Below are 15612 nucleotides of genomic sequence, written 5' to 3' on the forward strand. Positions count from 1 at the left end.
CGACGGTCACTCTTCTGTTGAACGCGCGCGCTCGTCGAGCGACTGCTCCGATCCGGCTCCAGTCTCTGTCTCCGAGCCGCTCGCGTCGGTGTCGGTGCCGCCGTCCGTGCTCGCGGCCGCGGCGTCCGACGCCTCCTCGTCGGCGCCGAACGAGAACGCGGTGTCGGCGTCGAGCGCCACGGCCCCGGCGTCGGCTGACGCCGCCGCGTCGCCGGCGGCGGCCTCGTCGGCGTCGACTTCGAAGTCCTCGGTCATCTCCCGCAGGTCGCGGGCGCGCTCGTGGAGGTCGTGCGCCTGCTCTGAGACCTCGCCGAGCGTGGCCGCCTGCTCCTCGGCGGCGGACGCGACCGTGGTCGCCTCGGCGGTGGTCTGCTCGCTCACGCCCGCGAGCTCGTCGACCGCGCCGGTCACCTCGTTGACCGACTCCGCCTGCGCGTCCATCGCCCCGGAGATCTCCTGGACGCCGTCGTCGGCCTCGCTCACCCGTTCGGAGACCTCTTCGAGCGCGTCCTCGGCGTCCTCGACGACGTCGACCCCGTCGTCGACCCCGTCGCGGATCGCGGCCATCTCGTCGACGCTCTCGTCGGTGCGCTCGCGGAGGCTCTCGATCAGGGCCTCGACCTCGGCGGCGGACTCCTGGGTCTCCTCGGCGAGCGACTTCACCTCCTCGGCGACGACCGCGAAGCCGGAGCCGGCCTCGCCCGCGCGGGCCGCCTCGATCGAGGCGTTGAGCGCGAGCAGGTTCGTCTGGTCGGCGATCTCCGAGATCGTCTCGACGATCTCGTCGACCTCCGCCATCTCGGACTCGAGCCGCTCGATCGTCTCCGCGGCCGACTCCGAGCGCGCCTCGATGCCGTGGAGTTCCTCGACCGCGTCGGCCGCCGCCTCGCGGCCCTCCTCGGTGAGCGCGTCGGCCTGCCGGGAGGTGGTCGCCACCTCGTCGGCGGAGGCCGCGACCTCCTCGACGGTCGCCGACATGTCCTCCATCTCGCCGGCCACCTCGGCCAGCCGCCGACTCTGCCGCTCCGCGCCGGCGGATATCTCGTCGACCGCGTCGCTCGTCTCCCGGCCGGCGGCCGCGGCCTCGTCGGTGCCGTCGGTCACCGCCTCGCTGCGGTCGGCCACCTCGACGGCGAAGGCGTCGACCTCCGCGATCGCGGCCTCCAGTTCGTCCATCGCGTCGTTGAACTCCGCGGCGATGTCGCGGAGGGCCTCGGGGTCCTCGGGGTCGGCCTCCAGCCGCGCGGTGAGGTCGCCGTCGGCGCAGGCCGCCATGGTCGCGCCGAAGTCGCTCGCCCGCGACTCCAGACGCTCCGCGAACGCCTCGCTCTCCGCCTTCGCCGCCTCGGCGCGCTCCCGCTGCGTCTCCGCCGACTGGATCTGGTCGCGCAGCGAGTCGCGCATGGTGGCGAACGCCGCGGAGAGGTCGCCGAACTCGTCGCGCCGCTCCGTGTGGAAGTCGACGTCGAGGTCGCCGTCGGCCAGCGCCGTCGCTCGCGCCCGGAGCTGGTTCAGCTCTGCGACGGTGCCGCGGCCGAGCGTCAGGCCGAGCAGCCCGAGCCCGACGATCGCGACGCCGACGATGAGGAGCAGGTTCCGACCGATCATCCCCGAGAGGGCGTACGCCTCGGAGAGCGGGACGTGGACCGCGACGTACCATTCCTCGGTCTCCAAGGGCGCGTACGCGACGAGGTACTCGCCGCCGTCGGCGAAGCTGAACGTGGCCGACGGGAGGAACCCGACGGCCCGCGTGTCGTCGAGCATCGCCGAGCGAACGTCGGTGTCGTAGCGGATCCCGGAGACGTAGTCGGCGTTGCTCGCCGCGATCCGGCCGTCGGGCTGGACGATGGTCGTGAACGCGCTCTCGGTGGGCTGACGGAAGTCCTCGGTGACGGGGGCGAGCGAGATCTCCATCACGAGGTACTCCCGCAGCGGGGTCGACGCGACGTACGCGATCCGGCGCTCGCCGTCGACCATGTAGGTGGGGCTCGTGAACACGTCGTCCGCGAACAGGAGGTCGTCGTCGAACCACGCCTGCGAGGTGACCGACTCGCCGGCCTCTCGGTCGGTGCTGGCGAGGACGGCGCTCTCGTCGCGGTCGACGAAGTGGAGGGCGGTGACCGACTCGGCGGTCCGCAAGAGGTGCGTGGAGAGGTAGCTGTCGACCTTGGCGGGGTCCTGGGAGAACGCGTGGTTGTCGGCGAGCTCCGTGACCGCCGAGCGGCGGTCGCTCGCCCAGCCGTCGAGCTCCGTGGCGCTCAGCTCCGCGACGGCCGTGTAGTCCCCCTGCGCGTTCGATTCGAGCTGGTCCGTCGTCTCGGCGTACGTGACGGCCCCGACGGCCCCGATGGCGAGGACGACGACGACGAGGGCGACGAGGAACTTCGCGAGGTAACTCCGGGCGACCGCGTCGGGCGCGACCCGACGCAGGACCCGTTCGAGGAAAGTGTCAGCCATTACCATCAGGCGGTCGACAGGGACTCTTTAATCCACCCCCTGCGGTATCTCTCGTGATAATCAGCGGTCCGGCGGCGACGCCTCCGCGTAGCAGTTCCCGCTCGAAACCGTCACGTGGTGCGGTTCGAGGTCGCTTTCCGCGAGGTCGGACTCGAACTCGGACGGCGAGTAGATGTGATAGTACCGGGGGACCGTCTCGCCGCCCGGCAGCGTCCAGTCGACGGTCGTGTCGAACCCCTCCTCGCGGTCGAAGCGGTCGTGCGCCGTGCTCCACGCGCTGACGAGCGCGACCCCGTCCGGCGCGAGGACCCGGGCCAGTTCGTTCAGGCTCTCGACGCGGGCGTCGCGGGGCGAGAGGTGGTGGAGCGTGGCGACGTAGACCGCGAGGTCGACCGCGCCGTCGCGGACCGGCAGCGCGGCCGCGTCCCCGTGGACGAACGCGGTCGCGTCCGCGTACCCCCGCTCTCGGGCGCGGGCAACCGCCTCGTCGAGCAGCCCGCCGCTGAGGTCGACGCCGACGGCGGTCTCGGCGCGCGCCGCGAGCGCCTCCGTGTGCCGCCCGTTCCCGCAGCCGACGTCGAGCGCGACCGCCCCCGACCGGCCGTCGAGGAACGACTCGACCTCCGGCCAGGCGTACTCCCGCGTCTTCGAGAAGTGCGCCGCGATGCGGTCGTACGTCGCCCGCGGGTCGCCGGTCGACCCCGCGTCGCTCCCCGGATCCGAGTCCATACGCCCCCGTCGACCGCGACCGGTTTAGCTCGTGCGGCCGCGGCGGAGTCCGTCCCGAGCGACGGCGCGTCGGCGCGACCGGCCCGACCGGGACCGCGGCGTCACGCCACGCCTATCGCGGCGAACGCGACGAGCGTGAGCGCGAGCAGCACCACGACGTGTTTCACGCCGTCGCGGACCGACCCCTCCCCGAGCTGGCCGGCGACCAGCCCGGAGCAGACCGCCTGAATCGACGCGGCGTGGAAGAACAGCTGTTCGTAGACCGCCACGTCGATGTCGCCGATCCCGTCCGCGATCCCGCCCGGGCCGCTCGGCACCCCGGTCCCGGCGTCCGGGAGCCCGCCGGTCCCCGGGACGCCCGCCGCCTCGATGGCGGGGATGAACGACACCGACAGCGCCGCGATGATGCCGAGGAACACGAGGAAGGAGATGTAGATGACGATGAGGTAGGTGAGCATCACCTGCCGGCGCTCGCGGCGGAGGGACCAGGTCGCGCGCGACTCGTCGGCCGCGATCCGGAGGACGGGCCCGACGTCGCCGCTCGCCCGGATCGCGTTGGTGACGAGCGCGACCGCCCGGGAGGTCATCGGGGACCGGACCCGGCGCTCCAGCCGGCGCAGCGCGGTCGAGACGTCCGCCCCCCAGTCGATGTCGCGGCGGGTCCGGCGCAGGTCCTCGGTCAGCGCCTCCAGGTTCGAGTCGGCGACGCGGCGGACGCTGCCGACCACGGCGGTCCCCGCCTCGTTGACGCTGGCGAGGCGGTCGAGGAAGTCCGGCACCGCGGACTCGACGCGCCGGACCCGGCGCTTGCCGGACTCGTAGGCCACCGCGTACGCCGCGAGGACGAGCGCCGTCGCGACGACGATCGGTCCGTCGATCTGGTCGACCATCTCCACGGGGGTGCCGAGCGTGACCGGGAACGCGAAGACGAGCAGGCCGACCACCGCGACCGGGACCGCGGCGAGCGGCACCGTCCGCGGCGAGTCCAGCACCGTCTCGACCGGCGAGGCGGCCAGCCGCCGCACCCAGCGGAGTCGGTCGTAGACCCGGAGCCGCTCGCGGTTCTCGGCCCGGCGGCCGGCGCCCGCGCCGGTCGCGCTCGGCCCGTCGCCCGGGGCGCTCGCCTCCCGGCCGGCCGCCGCGCCGCCGTCGAACCGCGGGGAGCCGCCGCGGTCGCCCGGTTCGTCCGTCGCGTGGCGCACCCCGGTGACCGACGGGGTGTCGGGGTCGTCGAGCGACGACGCCGCGACGGTCTCGGTGCCGCCGACGCCCTGCGTCACGCTGTCGACGTAGACGACGAAGCCGAAGGTGGCGAGCGGCACGCCGAAGTAGACGACGACGCGGAGGAGCGGGAGCGTGTCCTGCAAGACCAGCCCGATGACGACGAGGATGGTGATGAAAAAGAGCGGGCCGGCGACGAGCGCGGTCACGTACGCCTCGGCGAACGTCGAGAGCAGCTCCAGGTACTGTTCCTGTTTGGCCTCCGCCTCCGCCTGGTAGCGCTCGTACTGGTCGTCGAGGAACGACGACACCGACTGCCCGGTGCCGAGGACGGAGGCGAGGTTCTCCGAGAAGTCCGCCAGGTCGTCGCTGGGCGTCCGCCGCGAGATGCGCTGGAGCGCGGTGAGCGCGTCGGTCCCGAAGGCGTTCATGTCGCGCACCGCGACCGACAGCTCCGTGGCGGCCTCGCCGTACACCGCCTCGTTCTGCGCGAGCGTGTCCATCACCCGCGGGAACGCCATCCCCGAGCGCGAGAGCGCGTACATGAACGCGACCGTCCGCGGCAGGGTGGCGTCTATCTCGGCGGCGCGCGCCGCGGCCCGCTGGTCGAGCAGCTGCCACCGGGCGACGTACGCGCCGAGCGCGAGCCCGGACCCCACCGTCGCGGAGACGACCGCGAGCAGGACGAACAGCCGCCCGAGCCCGAGGTCGGCGAGGCGCGCGACGACGGCGACGAACTCGACCGCGGCCGGGAGCGCCTCGCGGAGCGCCGCCTCGCCGACGTCGAGCGCGGCGAGCAGCCCCGCGGCCGCGTACACCCCGATCACGCTGCCGGCGACCCCGAGGACGGCGGCGTACAACAGGGTCCGCGAGGCGTAGACGCGGTGGGTCGTGCCGGCGACGTGGGCCGCGCGCATCCGGTCGCGTTGGGCCCGCCGCCGCGCCTCGTTCTCGCCGACGTAGTCGCCGAACGCCGTCAGCGCGACGCGGGTGACGAACAGGTCCGCCCGGTCGTCGACGAGCGGGAGCGCGAGCGCGAAACAGGCCGCGACCGCGGCGGCCAGGGGGAGGTACGCGATCATCCGTCCGCGGGGTCCGCCGTCGGGTCGCCGGCGGCGCGGCCCTCCTCGGCCGCGAGGTCGTCGGCGTCGACGCCGTCGGCCGCGGCGGCGCGATCGTCGAGCCGCTCCATCACGCGGTCGGGGTCGGCGTAGTACTCGTTGACGAGGGCGGTGAACGTCCGGTAGTCGTCGATGCCGAGCGCGGAGAGCAGTTCGAGGAAGCGCTCGCGCCGCCGGACCTCGCGCAGCAGCTCCGAGCGCGACCAGCCGCGCTCGTCGGCGATCTCCTCTAACAGCGAGGAGTCGTTCCGGCGGAACGTGTCGGCGTCGGGCACCCACTCGAACGCCGAGGAGTAGTCCAGCTCGCCCGTCCGCTGGTCGATGCCGCCGATCTCGCCGATCGTCTTCGCGCGGCGCACGCGCTCGTCGTCGGAGCGCGTGAGCGTCTGGACCGAGAGCATGTCGAGCGACTGGACCATCGCCCGCGGGACGTTGATCGGCTCGTTCTCCAGCCGGTTGATCACCGTCTCGATCGAGTCGGCGTGCATCGTCGAGAACGTGGTGTGGCCGGTGTTCATCGCCTGGAACAGCGTGATCGCCTCCTCGCCGCGGACCTCGCCGACGACGATGTACTCGGGGCGGTGACGCAGCGCCGAGCGCAGCAGGTCGTACATGTCGATGTCGGTCCCCTCGTACCGGCGCTCGCGGGTGACCGCCGAGAGCCAGTTGTCGTGGTACAGGGAGAGCTCTCGGGTGTCCTCGATGGTGAGCACCTTCGCGCGCGGGGGGACGAACATCGACACCGCGTTCATCGAGGTGGTCTTCCCGGATGCCGTGCCGCCCGCGAAGATGAGGCTCTTGTTGTGCTCGATACAGAGCCAGAAGTACGCCATCTGCTCGATCGAGAAGGTCCCGTACTCCACGAGGTCGACGGGCGTGAACGGGTCCTCCGCGTACTGGCGGATGGTGAACGCCGACCCCCGCGGCGTCACCTCCTCGCCGAGCGCGAGCTCCGCCCGCGACCCGTCGGGCAGCGTCGTCTCGACGATGGGGTCGCCGACGGAGACGTGGCGCCCCGACTGCTGGGCGAGCCGGATCACGTAGCTGTCGAGCGCCTCCTGGCCGAACGAGACGTTCGTCTCGACGTCCGTGTACTCGTCGTGGTAGACGAAGATGGGGAGGTCGTACCCGTCACAGGAGACGTCCTCGATGTGGCGGTCGTTGAGGAGGGGGTCGACCTTCCCGTAGCCGCGGAAGTCGCGGTAGAGGTAGTACGCGAGCGCGTGGAAGGAGTCCATCCCCACCTCGACCCCGTACCCCTCAAGGAGCGCCTCCAGCTCGGATTTAAGCGTCTCCTCGTCGGTCTTGCCGGTCCCCTCGCGGTAGAGGAGCGGGTCGCGGATGTCGTCGACGACGCGGTCGAGCAGGTCGCGCTCGAAGGCGTCGAGTTCGGGCTCGACCGCGTAGTAGCGATGTTCGCTCTCCGCCTCGTCGTAGGTGATCACGACGTACGCGTAGGGGGCGTTCACCCAGTACCGGTCGACCTCGCGCTCGTCCTCGGGGACGACGAACGAGGCGAGCGGGCCGTCCTCGCCCGGGCGGAACGGGCGGACGTCGAGCGTCGACCCCTGGAGCAGTTCCCACGCGTGCGAGAGGCGCCGCTGGAGGTCCTCGATCCGGTCGCCGAGGTCGCTCCCGCCGGCGTCACTCGCCATGGATACGGGGCCATAGAGTCGGGGGGAAGTTAAACTACCCCCGACAATTATCACGACCGACATCGGGGGCGCGGCCCCGGGTCGGCTCCGGATTCCGGCGGCGCCGGGGCTCGGGGCCGCCCGGCCGCCCGTTACGTTGATACGGCCGGACCGCAAAGCAACCAATAGGAAATGCGGCGTGACTACTTCGATCTGACCGTCGAGGGCGTCGACGGCGGCGCCGGCTCTCGGTCGCCCCCGCTGGTGCGGATCGACTTCCACGGGCCGGAGGAACTGCTCCGCGAGCGGCTCTCCGGCGGCGAGAGCGGGGACGCCGCCGACGGCGACCTGCTCACGGCCGACCAGATCGACGTCGCCTTCCGGCTCCGCGAGCCGCTGGGCGAGGCGGACGACCCGGAGGGCGTCGTCGGCGTCACCAACCGGTACACCGGCGACTTCATCCTCGAACTCAACGAGACGGCGACGGACGTCCTCCCGTTCATCCACGCCGCGCGCGACGCGACGGACGACGGCGACGCCCGGTACCGCGTCGAGATCGACGTGGACGGCGATCGGCTCGTCGCCTACGACAAGGACACCTTCCTCGTGTACGACCCTGACGGGAACCTGCTCCGCAGCGAGAGCCTGATCCCCTCGGGCGTCGAACTGTAGCGGCCGCGACCGGCCGACGCCGGGCGAGTCGCCCGGCGCTCACAGGCTGACGCTGTCCGGGACGAACCGCACCGAGTCCCCCGGCCGGAGGTCGAACGCGCCGTCGCCGCGGCCGTCGTTGACGTCGCACTCCGCGTAGCCGTGGCTCCCGACCGTGACGAGGCGCTCGCCGGGCTCGACGGCGCCGAACGTCTCCGCGACCGGCGTGAGGTCGCCGTCGACGCGGATCCAGTCGCGGCCGCGGACCAGGTCGCCGGGGACGTTGGTGATCACGTTGCCGAACCGGTCGATCGCGAGCACCTCGCCGTCGACGGCGGTCACGTCGCCTCCCTCGTCGCGCTCGACCGTCGGCTCCGGGAAGCGGATGTCCGCGGGGTCGCTCGCGGGCGACAGGTCGTCCATGCCCGCCAGCGTCTCCCCGACCGCGTCGGCGTCGGTCGACTCGCCGTCCGCCGCCTGGTCGAGCGCCGCCCGGATCCGCGCCGCGGTCGGGGCGAACACGTCGCGGCCGTGGAACGTCTCGCTCGCGGGGTCGTCGACCGCGACCGTCCACGCCTCGACGTCGGACTCGTCGGCCGCCAGCGCCCGGGCCGGCGGCATCGCCAGCCCGTTGTCCGGGGCCACGAGGACGTGCGCGCCGGCGCGGACGACGAGGGCGTCGCGGTCGGTGCCGACCCCGGGGTCGACCACGGCGCAGTGGACCGCCGGCGGGAACTCCGGGAGGACGAACCGGAGCCAGAAGGCCGCGGCGCGCGGGTCCCCGCGCGGCAGGTCGTGGGCCACGTCGATCAGTTCCGCGGCCGTGTGCCGGCGGATCACTCCCTTCATCGCGGCGGGGTACGGCGAGCCGAAGTCCGAGGTGAGCGTGATCATACCGGAGACCGCGTGCGGCGGGCGGTTAAAAGGAACGGGCGCCGGTCTCGACGGGCGCACGTCGCGGCCGGTCGAACGCCGGCGAGCCGGAGCCGCCGTCTCCCCGGCTACTGGTCCGAGGGCTCGTCGCCGTTGGAGTCGGTCTCGGCGATCCGCCGGATGCGGTCGACGCCGTCCACCTCGCGGATCACGTCGACGACGGCGTCGGGGACCAGGTCTTCCCAGTCGCGGCCGCGGATCATGCGTTCGCGGAGCTCGGTCCCCTCCAGGACGTCGCGCCGGAACATGGGGGACTGGCGCACCTCGACGCCGGCCTCCTCGAACAGGCGGACCACGAGCGGGTTGTTCGAGTACGCGACGTCGAACCGGGGTGTCATGCTCTGGACGTGGCTCACCCACACGGAGTTCCGGTCGAGGTCCTCGATGGGGACGACGTAGGTGGTGGCGTCCAGTTCCTCGACCGCCTTCGTCACCATCATCACGCGCTCGCCGGCGGTGAAGGGGTTCCGAGTGGTGTGGGAGTCGCCGGCGGAGCCGATACCCAAGACGAGTTCGTCGACCTCCTCCGCGATCTCTTCCACCATGTGCTGGTGGCCGTCGTGGAACGGCTGATACCGGCCGATGTAGAACCCCCGCATGAATCTACGTACCGTCGGCGTCATTTATAAACCCCGTGGGAACGGTCGAGCCCCCAGATCGGGAGATATACGGCTTCAAAGCGGGGTTTATTGCCCCCGGGGCGACACGGCCGGGGGGAGAAAGTATATCAGTAGCCGCCCCTTCGTTTTCGGTAGCGTTACCCGATTCTATGAGCAACGAGAAGGACACGAACGACCCGACGGCCGACGACCCCGACGAACCGCCTCGCGGCGGCGTCGACGACTCGAGTCCGGCGGGGAACGGCGAGGACGCCACGCGCGGCGACCCCGAGCCCGACGACGGTCCGGCGAACGAGCCCGGCGTCGACGAGGCCGCGGACTCCGACGGCGAGTCGGCCGCGGGCCCCGACGGCGAGGACCCCTGGGACGACGGGGTCGTCGTCGACGACGACGGGTTCGAGGGGACCGACGTCGTCGGGGAGGGTCCCGACGGCGGCCGGAACGGCGACGCCGCGGAGCCGGCCGACGACGGCGACATCGACGAGCTCGGTAGCACCGTCGAGGTCGAGGGCGCCGAGATCGAGGACGACCCGGACGAGGACGACCTCCTCGGCGGGCTCAAGATCGACACGACGGCCGAGATCGAGATCCCCGACCGGCTCGTCGACCAGGTCATCGGGCAGGAGCACGCCCGCGACGTGATCATCAAGGCGGCGAAGCAGCGCCGCCACGTGATGATGATCGGCTCGCCCGGGACCGGGAAGTCGATGCTCGCGAAGGCGATGTCCGAACTCCTCCCGAAGGAGGAGCTTCAGGACGTTTTGGTGTATCACAACCCCGACGACGGCAACAAGCCGAAGGTCCGGACGGTGCCGGCCGGCAAGGGCGACCAGATCGTCGAGGCGCACCGCGAGGAGGCGCGCAAGCGCAACCAGATGCGGTCGCTGCTGATGTGGATCATCATCGCCGTCGTGCTGGGCTACGCGCTCATCATCGTCGGCCAGATCCTCGTCGGCATCATCGCGGCCGGCGTGGTGTACCTCGTCTTCCGCTACCTCAACCGCGGGTCGGACGCGATGATCCCGAACCTGCTGGTGAACAACGGCGACACGAAGACCGCGCCGTTCCGCGACGCGACCGGCGCGCACGCCGGTGCGCTGCTCGGCGACGTGCGGCACGACCCGTTCCAGTCCGGCGGGATGGAGACGCCCAGCCACGACCGCGTCGAGGCGGGGGCCATCCACAAGGCGAACAAGGGCGTGCTGTTCATCGACGAGATCAACACGCTCGACATCCGCAGCCAGCAGCACCTCATGACGGCGATCCAGGAGGGCGAGTTCTCGATCACGGGCCAGTCCGAGCGCTCCTCGGGCGCGATGGTCCAGACCGAGCCCGTCCCGACGGACTTCGTCATGATCGCGGCCGGGAACCTCGACGCGATGGAGAACATGCACCCGGCGCTGCGCAGCCGTATCAAGGGGTACGGCTACGAGGTGTACATGGAGGACACCATCGAGGACACCCCGGAGATGCGCCGCAAGTACGTGCGGTTCATCGCCCAGGAGGTCGCGAAGGACGGCCGCCTGCCTGAGTTCTCCGCGGAGGCCGTCGAGGAGATCATCCTCGAGGCCAAGCGCCGCTCCGGCCGGAAGGGCCACCTCACGCTGAAGATGCGGAACCTCGGCGGGATGGTCCGCGTCGCGGGCGACATCGCCCGGGGCGAGGACGCCGACTACACGACCCGCGACCACGTGCTCCAGGCGAAGGGGCGCTCGCGGTCCATCGAACAGCAGCTCGCCGACGACTACATCGAGCGCCGGAAGGACTACGAGCTCCAGGTCTCCGACGGCTACGTCACCGGGCGCGTCAACGGCCTCGCCGTGATGGGCGAGGACTCCGGGATCATGCTCCCGGTGATGGCCGAGGTGACCCCGACCCAGAGCGGCGGGCAGGTGATCGCCACCGGCCAGCTCAAGGAGATGGCCGAGGAGTCGGTCCAGAACGTCTCGGCGATCATCAAGAAGTTCTCCGACGAGAACATCTCCGAGAAGGACATCCACATCCAGTTCATCCAGACGGGCCAGCAGGGCGTCGACGGCGACTCCGCGTCCATCACGGTCGCGACCGCCGTCATCTCCGCGCTGGAGGACGTCGGCGTCGACCAGTCGCTCGCGATGACCGGCTCGCTGTCGGTCCGCGGCGACGTGCTCCCCGTCGGCGGGGTCACACACAAGATCGAGGCGGCCGCGAAGGCCGGCTGCGACCGAGTGATCATCCCCGCGGCCAACGAGCAGGACGTGATGATCGAAGACGAGTACGAGGAGATGATCGAGGTCATCCCGGTCTCGCACATCAGCGAGGTCCTCGACATCGCGCTGGAGGGCGAGGCCGAGAAGGACTCCCTCGTCTCCCGGCTGAAGTCGATCACGGGCTCCGCGCTGAAGGACGGCAACGTCTCCGGGCCCTCGAACCCGAGCCCGCAGTAGACGGACTCGGGCCTCGCGGTCCGACCGCTTTCGTTCTCGTTCCGTCGAGCTGCCGCACCGCGGGCGTCGCCCGCAGTTCCCCGAGCGTCGTCTCCTCGGGTCCGGTCTCGATCGCTCGCCGAGCGACGCCGTACGCGCGAGAGTATTTCGCTATTAACGCATAACTAATGTGCCCGATACAACTGAGGCCTCGCAAGCGCGCGGAAACGAGCGTGCGCCAGTAACTGCGTATTCTCGCTCCAGAGGCCCGAAAGAACTCATCTTTGTCAGCGTCGCGGATGAGAACGAACCGCTCGACCGACGCCAAGTGCGGAACTCATAAGTTAGTATAGTGCGTACTAAACAATACAGATGTCAGGGGTAGCGATCATCGGCGGCGGACCGACCGGACTGAACGCCGCCATCTACACGGCCCGGGCGGACAGGCGAACGCTCGTGTTCGACGACGGGGGCGGGACGACCCGGGACGTGGACACGATGGAGAACGTCTACGGGTTCCCGGACGGGGTCACGGGGCCGGAGCTCGTCGACCTGGGACGGGAACACGCGCGGAAGTACGGGGCCGAAATCGTCGAGGAGGAGGTCGTTCGGATCGAGCCTGACGGCGACCGGTACCGCGTCGAGACGACGGTCGACGAGTACGTCGTCGACGGGGTCATCATCGCGACGGGCGCGGACTACGAGCGGCCGGCCGTCGCGGACGTCGAGGCGTACGAGGGCCACGGCGTCTCCTACTGCGTCGAGTGCGACGCCTACTTCTACCGCGACAGCCCCGTCGCGGTCGTCGGCACCGACAACTACGCCGCGACCGAGGCGCTCATGCTGCTCGACTACACCGACGACGTCCGGATCCTCACCAACGGGTCGGCGTTCGAGGCCGACGAGGAGCTGAGAGAGCGGGTCGACGACGCCGGGATCCGGGTGGTCACCGACGATCTCGATCGGCTCGCCGGCGAGGAGGTCCTCGAAGCCGTCGTCACCCGAGAGGGCGACGAGATACCGGTCGACGGGTTGTTCGTCGCGCTCGGTACCGCCGGCGGAACCGACCTCGCGGAGATGCTCGGCGTGCCCGTCGAGGGCGACGACATCGTCACCGACCCCGACCAGTCGACGCCGGTCGACCGGGTGTACGCCGCGGGCGACGTCACCGGCGGCCACCAGCAGATCGCGACCTCCGTCGGCGAGGGCGCCCGCGCGGCCATCAACCTACTCGAAGAGCTCCGCGGGGCGGACTACATCGATTACAAGAAGCTGGACTCGCAGCCGGCCTGACCGGTCCGCCCGTCGACTCGGCTCGCGGCGGACGCGGAGGGTATTATATAAGACTACATAATGAGCAGTGCCGCCCAACACGCCCGTTGTTTTAGGTAAGCCTAAATGGTAGTCGCGCTGGCCGACGTTCCATCGGGGGAGTGGGTCGAACTGGTCGACGTGCCGGACGGCGAGCGCCGCGCTCGTTTGCTGCGGCTCGGCCTCCTAGACGGTCGCGTCGAGTGTCGCCGCCGGATCCGCAACGGCCCCGTCGTCGTTCGACGTCGCGGGACGGAGGTGGCGCTCGGGCGGTCACTGGCCCGGGAGATCACCGTAGAGCGGGCGGAGCCCGACGACGCACCGCGATGACGGCGAGCGGGGACGCGGCCCGCGGGCCCACGGCGGGCGACGTCGAGACGTCCACGGCGCTGGTCGGTGCACCCAACACGGGCAAGAGCGTGCTGTTCGGGCGTCTCACACCCGAGTACGTCGAGGTCTCGAACTATCCCGGCACCACGGTCGAGACGACCGCGGCGCCCCTCGGCTCGACCCGCCTGATCGACACGCCCGGGGTCCACGGAATCTCGTCGTTCTCAGAGGAGGAGCGGGTCACGAGGCGGATCGTCCTCCGTGCCGACGCGGTCGTGAACGTCGTCGACGCCACGCAGCTCGACCGAGACCTGTTCGTGACACTACAGCTGTTGGACATGGGGGTCCCGACCGTCGTCGCGCTGAACATGATGGACGAGGTCGAGGCCGAGGGCCTCGAGATCGACGCCGACGCGCTGGAGCGGTCCCTCGGCGTGCCCGTCGTCCCGACCGTCGCCGTCACGGGCGCGGGCGTCGACGAACTGCGCGATCGACTCCCCGAGGCGTCCGCCCCGGAGTCGACGCCGGTCGCCTCGTACTACGGCGCGCTCCCCGACGGGATCGACGCCAGTCGGGCGGAGAAGACCCTCCTCGTCGAGGGCGACGAACCGACGGCTCGCCGCGTCGGGGCTCGCGACCTCGCGGCCGACGGCGGCGCCGCACCGCTCGCCGCCGTCGGAGAACGGGAGGCGGTGTACCGCGAGCGCCGGACGCGCGTCAGGTCCATCGTCGAGACGGTCGAACGGGGTTCTCGGCGTCGTCTCGGGGAACGGCTCGGAGGCCTGTTGATGCGGCCGGTGACGGGGGTCCCGATCGCGCTCGCGCTCCTTTTCGCTGTGTTCTACGTCATGGGGGTGCTCGTCGCGCAGCGGGTCGTGGACTACGCGGAGACTGTGTTATTCGGGCGGTACTACGCCCCGGCGGTCGAGGCGGCCGTCGCGGACCTGCTCCCGGCGAGCGGGTGGGCCCGACCCGTCGAGTTCCTGCTGGTCAACGACAGCCTCGGGCTGTTGACGGTCACCGTCCGGTACACGCTCGGCGTCCTGCTCCCGCTCGTGGTCGCGTTCTACCTCGTGATCGGAACGCTCGAAGACGCCGGCGTCCTCCCGCGACTTGCCGTGGTGACGGACAGGGGACTCGACCGGATCGGGCTCAACGGCCGCGCGGTCGTCCCGCTGATCGTCGGCGTGGGGTGCGTGACCATGGCGGTCGTCTCCACCCGAGTGGTCGGGTCGCGCCGAGAGCGGCTCATCACGACGGCGCTTCTGGGGCTCGCGATTCCCTGTTCGGCACAGATCGGCGTCGTCGCGGGGTTGCTCGCCGAACTCGGGCCCGTCTGGTGGATCGGTTACCTGACGCTGCTGCTCGGGGTCCTCGGGACCGTCGGCGTCGTTCTCGACCGAACGCTGCCCGGTCGACAGGACGCGCTGATCGAGCAGCTACCGCGGCTGCGCGTCCCCCGCCCGACGAACGTCGCCCGGAAGACGGCGAACCGGGCCGGCGCGTTCCTCCGGGAGGCGGCCCCGCTGTTTGGGGTCACCGCGGCGGCGGTATCGACGCTCGATTACCTCGGCGCGCTCGACGCGATAGTCGGTGCGCTCCGGCCGCTGACTGCGGCTCTGGGCCTTCCCGCGTCGTTCGGAGAGGTGCTCGTGTTGGGGCTGATCCGCCGCGACTTCGCCGCCGCCGGGATGACGGATCTACAGCTGACGGCGTCACAGACCTTCGTCGGGCTGGTGGTCGTCACGCTGTTCGTCCCGTGTATCCTCACGATGGCGATGGTCCTCAGAGAGCGCGACGCGCGGAGCGCGATCCTCGTATGGGTCGGCTCCTGGGTCACCGCGTTCGTCGTCGGAGGCGCTGTCTCGGCCGCCTTGGGGGTGATCACGTGATCTGCCCGCGCTGCGGGTACGAGTTCGAACCGGCGAACGGGCTCTCGTGTCCGCGCTGTGGCGCCCCCGCCTCCTGCGCGGGTGTCTCGTGTGCCGAGTGCGGCGCGTGTTCGTCGCCCTTCGAGCGCCTCCGGCGACAGGTCGCGGAGCGGCTGGCCGACGCGCGGCGATCCGACGACGGTTCCGCCGGCGACGAGCCCGCGAACGAGTCCTGACGGGGGTCGGTGCGAGACGGCGCGGGTGGCGGCCGGGCGCTCCGGGGGCCGCCGTCGACCGCGCCGGACGCTCTGCCGCCCCCGTCGCGGAGC

12 protein-coding genes are annotated in these 15612 nt (G+C 71.1%); 6 read left to right on the forward strand and 6 right to left on the reverse strand.

The genetic code is table 11. The features are described 5' to 3' along the window. Window positions 1–6 precede the first annotated feature (6 nt). The 4 genes from AMR74_RS11995 to AMR74_RS12010 all read right to left on the reverse strand — a co-directional run bounded on the left by AMR74_RS11995 (window position 7) and on the right by AMR74_RS12010 (window position 7183). Complete coding sequence (locus AMR74_RS11995; RefSeq protein ID WP_053772290.1) at window positions 7–2457, reverse strand: methyl-accepting chemotaxis protein; 2451 nt, start codon at window positions 2455–2457, stop codon at window positions 7–9. Window positions 2458–2517: 60 nt separating this feature from the next. Next, complete coding sequence (locus AMR74_RS12000) at window positions 2518–3186, reverse strand: class I SAM-dependent methyltransferase (RefSeq protein WP_053772291.1); 669 nt, start codon at window positions 3184–3186, stop codon at window positions 2518–2520. A gap of 101 nt (window positions 3187–3287) precedes the next feature. Beyond that, on the reverse strand, window positions 3288–5489 hold the full coding sequence (locus AMR74_RS12005) for a type II secretion system F family protein (RefSeq protein ID WP_053772292.1): 2202 nt from the start codon (window positions 5487–5489) through the stop codon (window positions 3288–3290). Next, entirely contained in the window at window positions 5486–7183 is a 1698-nt protein-coding gene (locus AMR74_RS12010) for a type II/IV secretion system ATPase subunit (RefSeq protein WP_053772293.1), read from the reverse strand. Before AMR74_RS12010 ends, AMR74_RS12005 begins: the two co-directional genes overlap by 4 nt. Window positions 7184–7354: 171 nt before the next feature. Between AMR74_RS12010 and AMR74_RS12015 the strand changes: the two genes are divergently transcribed. Then, the gene (locus AMR74_RS12015; RefSeq protein ID WP_053772294.1) at window positions 7355–7834 is read left to right on the forward strand and encodes a DUF5793 family protein; all 480 of its coding nucleotides are present in this window, start codon (window positions 7355–7357) and stop codon (window positions 7832–7834) included. Window positions 7835–7873: 39 nt separating this feature from the next. On the opposite strand, the gene AMR74_RS12020 is transcribed toward AMR74_RS12015, so the two are convergent. Together AMR74_RS12020 and AMR74_RS12025 are read right to left on the reverse strand one after the other, a co-directional pair. Beyond that, window positions 7874–8707: an SAM hydrolase/SAM-dependent halogenase family protein gene (locus AMR74_RS12020; protein ID WP_053772295.1), complete on the reverse strand. Its 834-nt coding sequence runs from the start codon at window positions 8705–8707 to the stop codon at window positions 7874–7876. 107 nt (window positions 8708–8814) lie between these two features. After that, the gene (locus AMR74_RS12025) at window positions 8815–9345 is read right to left on the reverse strand and encodes a nicotinamide-nucleotide adenylyltransferase (RefSeq protein WP_053772296.1); all 531 of its coding nucleotides are present in this window, start codon (window positions 9343–9345) and stop codon (window positions 8815–8817) included. A 170-nt stretch (window positions 9346–9515) separates the two neighbouring features. On the opposite strand from AMR74_RS12025, the gene lonB reads away from it, so the two are divergent. From lonB to AMR74_RS12050, 5 genes are all read left to right on the forward strand, one after another. Beyond that, complete coding sequence (gene lonB, locus AMR74_RS12030) at window positions 9516–11792, forward strand: ATP-dependent protease LonB (RefSeq protein WP_053772297.1); 2277 nt, start codon at window positions 9516–9518, stop codon at window positions 11790–11792. Between the two features lie 351 nt (window positions 11793–12143). Further along, the gene (locus AMR74_RS12035) at window positions 12144–13064 is read left to right on the forward strand and encodes an NAD(P)/FAD-dependent oxidoreductase (RefSeq protein WP_053772298.1); all 921 of its coding nucleotides are present in this window, start codon (window positions 12144–12146) and stop codon (window positions 13062–13064) included. Window positions 13065–13169: 105 nt separating this feature from the next. Continuing rightward, on the forward strand, window positions 13170–13412 hold the full coding sequence (locus AMR74_RS12040) for a FeoA domain-containing protein (protein ID WP_053772299.1): 243 nt from the start codon (window positions 13170–13172) through the stop codon (window positions 13410–13412). Beyond that, complete coding sequence (gene feoB, locus AMR74_RS12045; protein ID WP_053772300.1) at window positions 13409–15304, forward strand: ferrous iron transport protein B; 1896 nt, start codon at window positions 13409–13411, stop codon at window positions 15302–15304. The genes AMR74_RS12040 and feoB overlap by 4 nt, the downstream gene beginning before the upstream one ends. Then, complete coding sequence (locus AMR74_RS12050; protein ID WP_053772301.1) at window positions 15301–15519, forward strand: hypothetical protein; 219 nt, start codon at window positions 15301–15303, stop codon at window positions 15517–15519. Before feoB ends, AMR74_RS12050 begins: the two co-directional genes overlap by 4 nt. The last annotated feature ends 93 nt before the right edge of the window (window positions 15520–15612 follow it).

Source organism: Halorubrum tropicale (genome assembly GCF_001280455.1).
GTDB classification, from domain to species: Archaea; Halobacteriota; Halobacteria; order Halobacteriales; family Haloferacaceae; genus Halorubrum; species Halorubrum tropicale.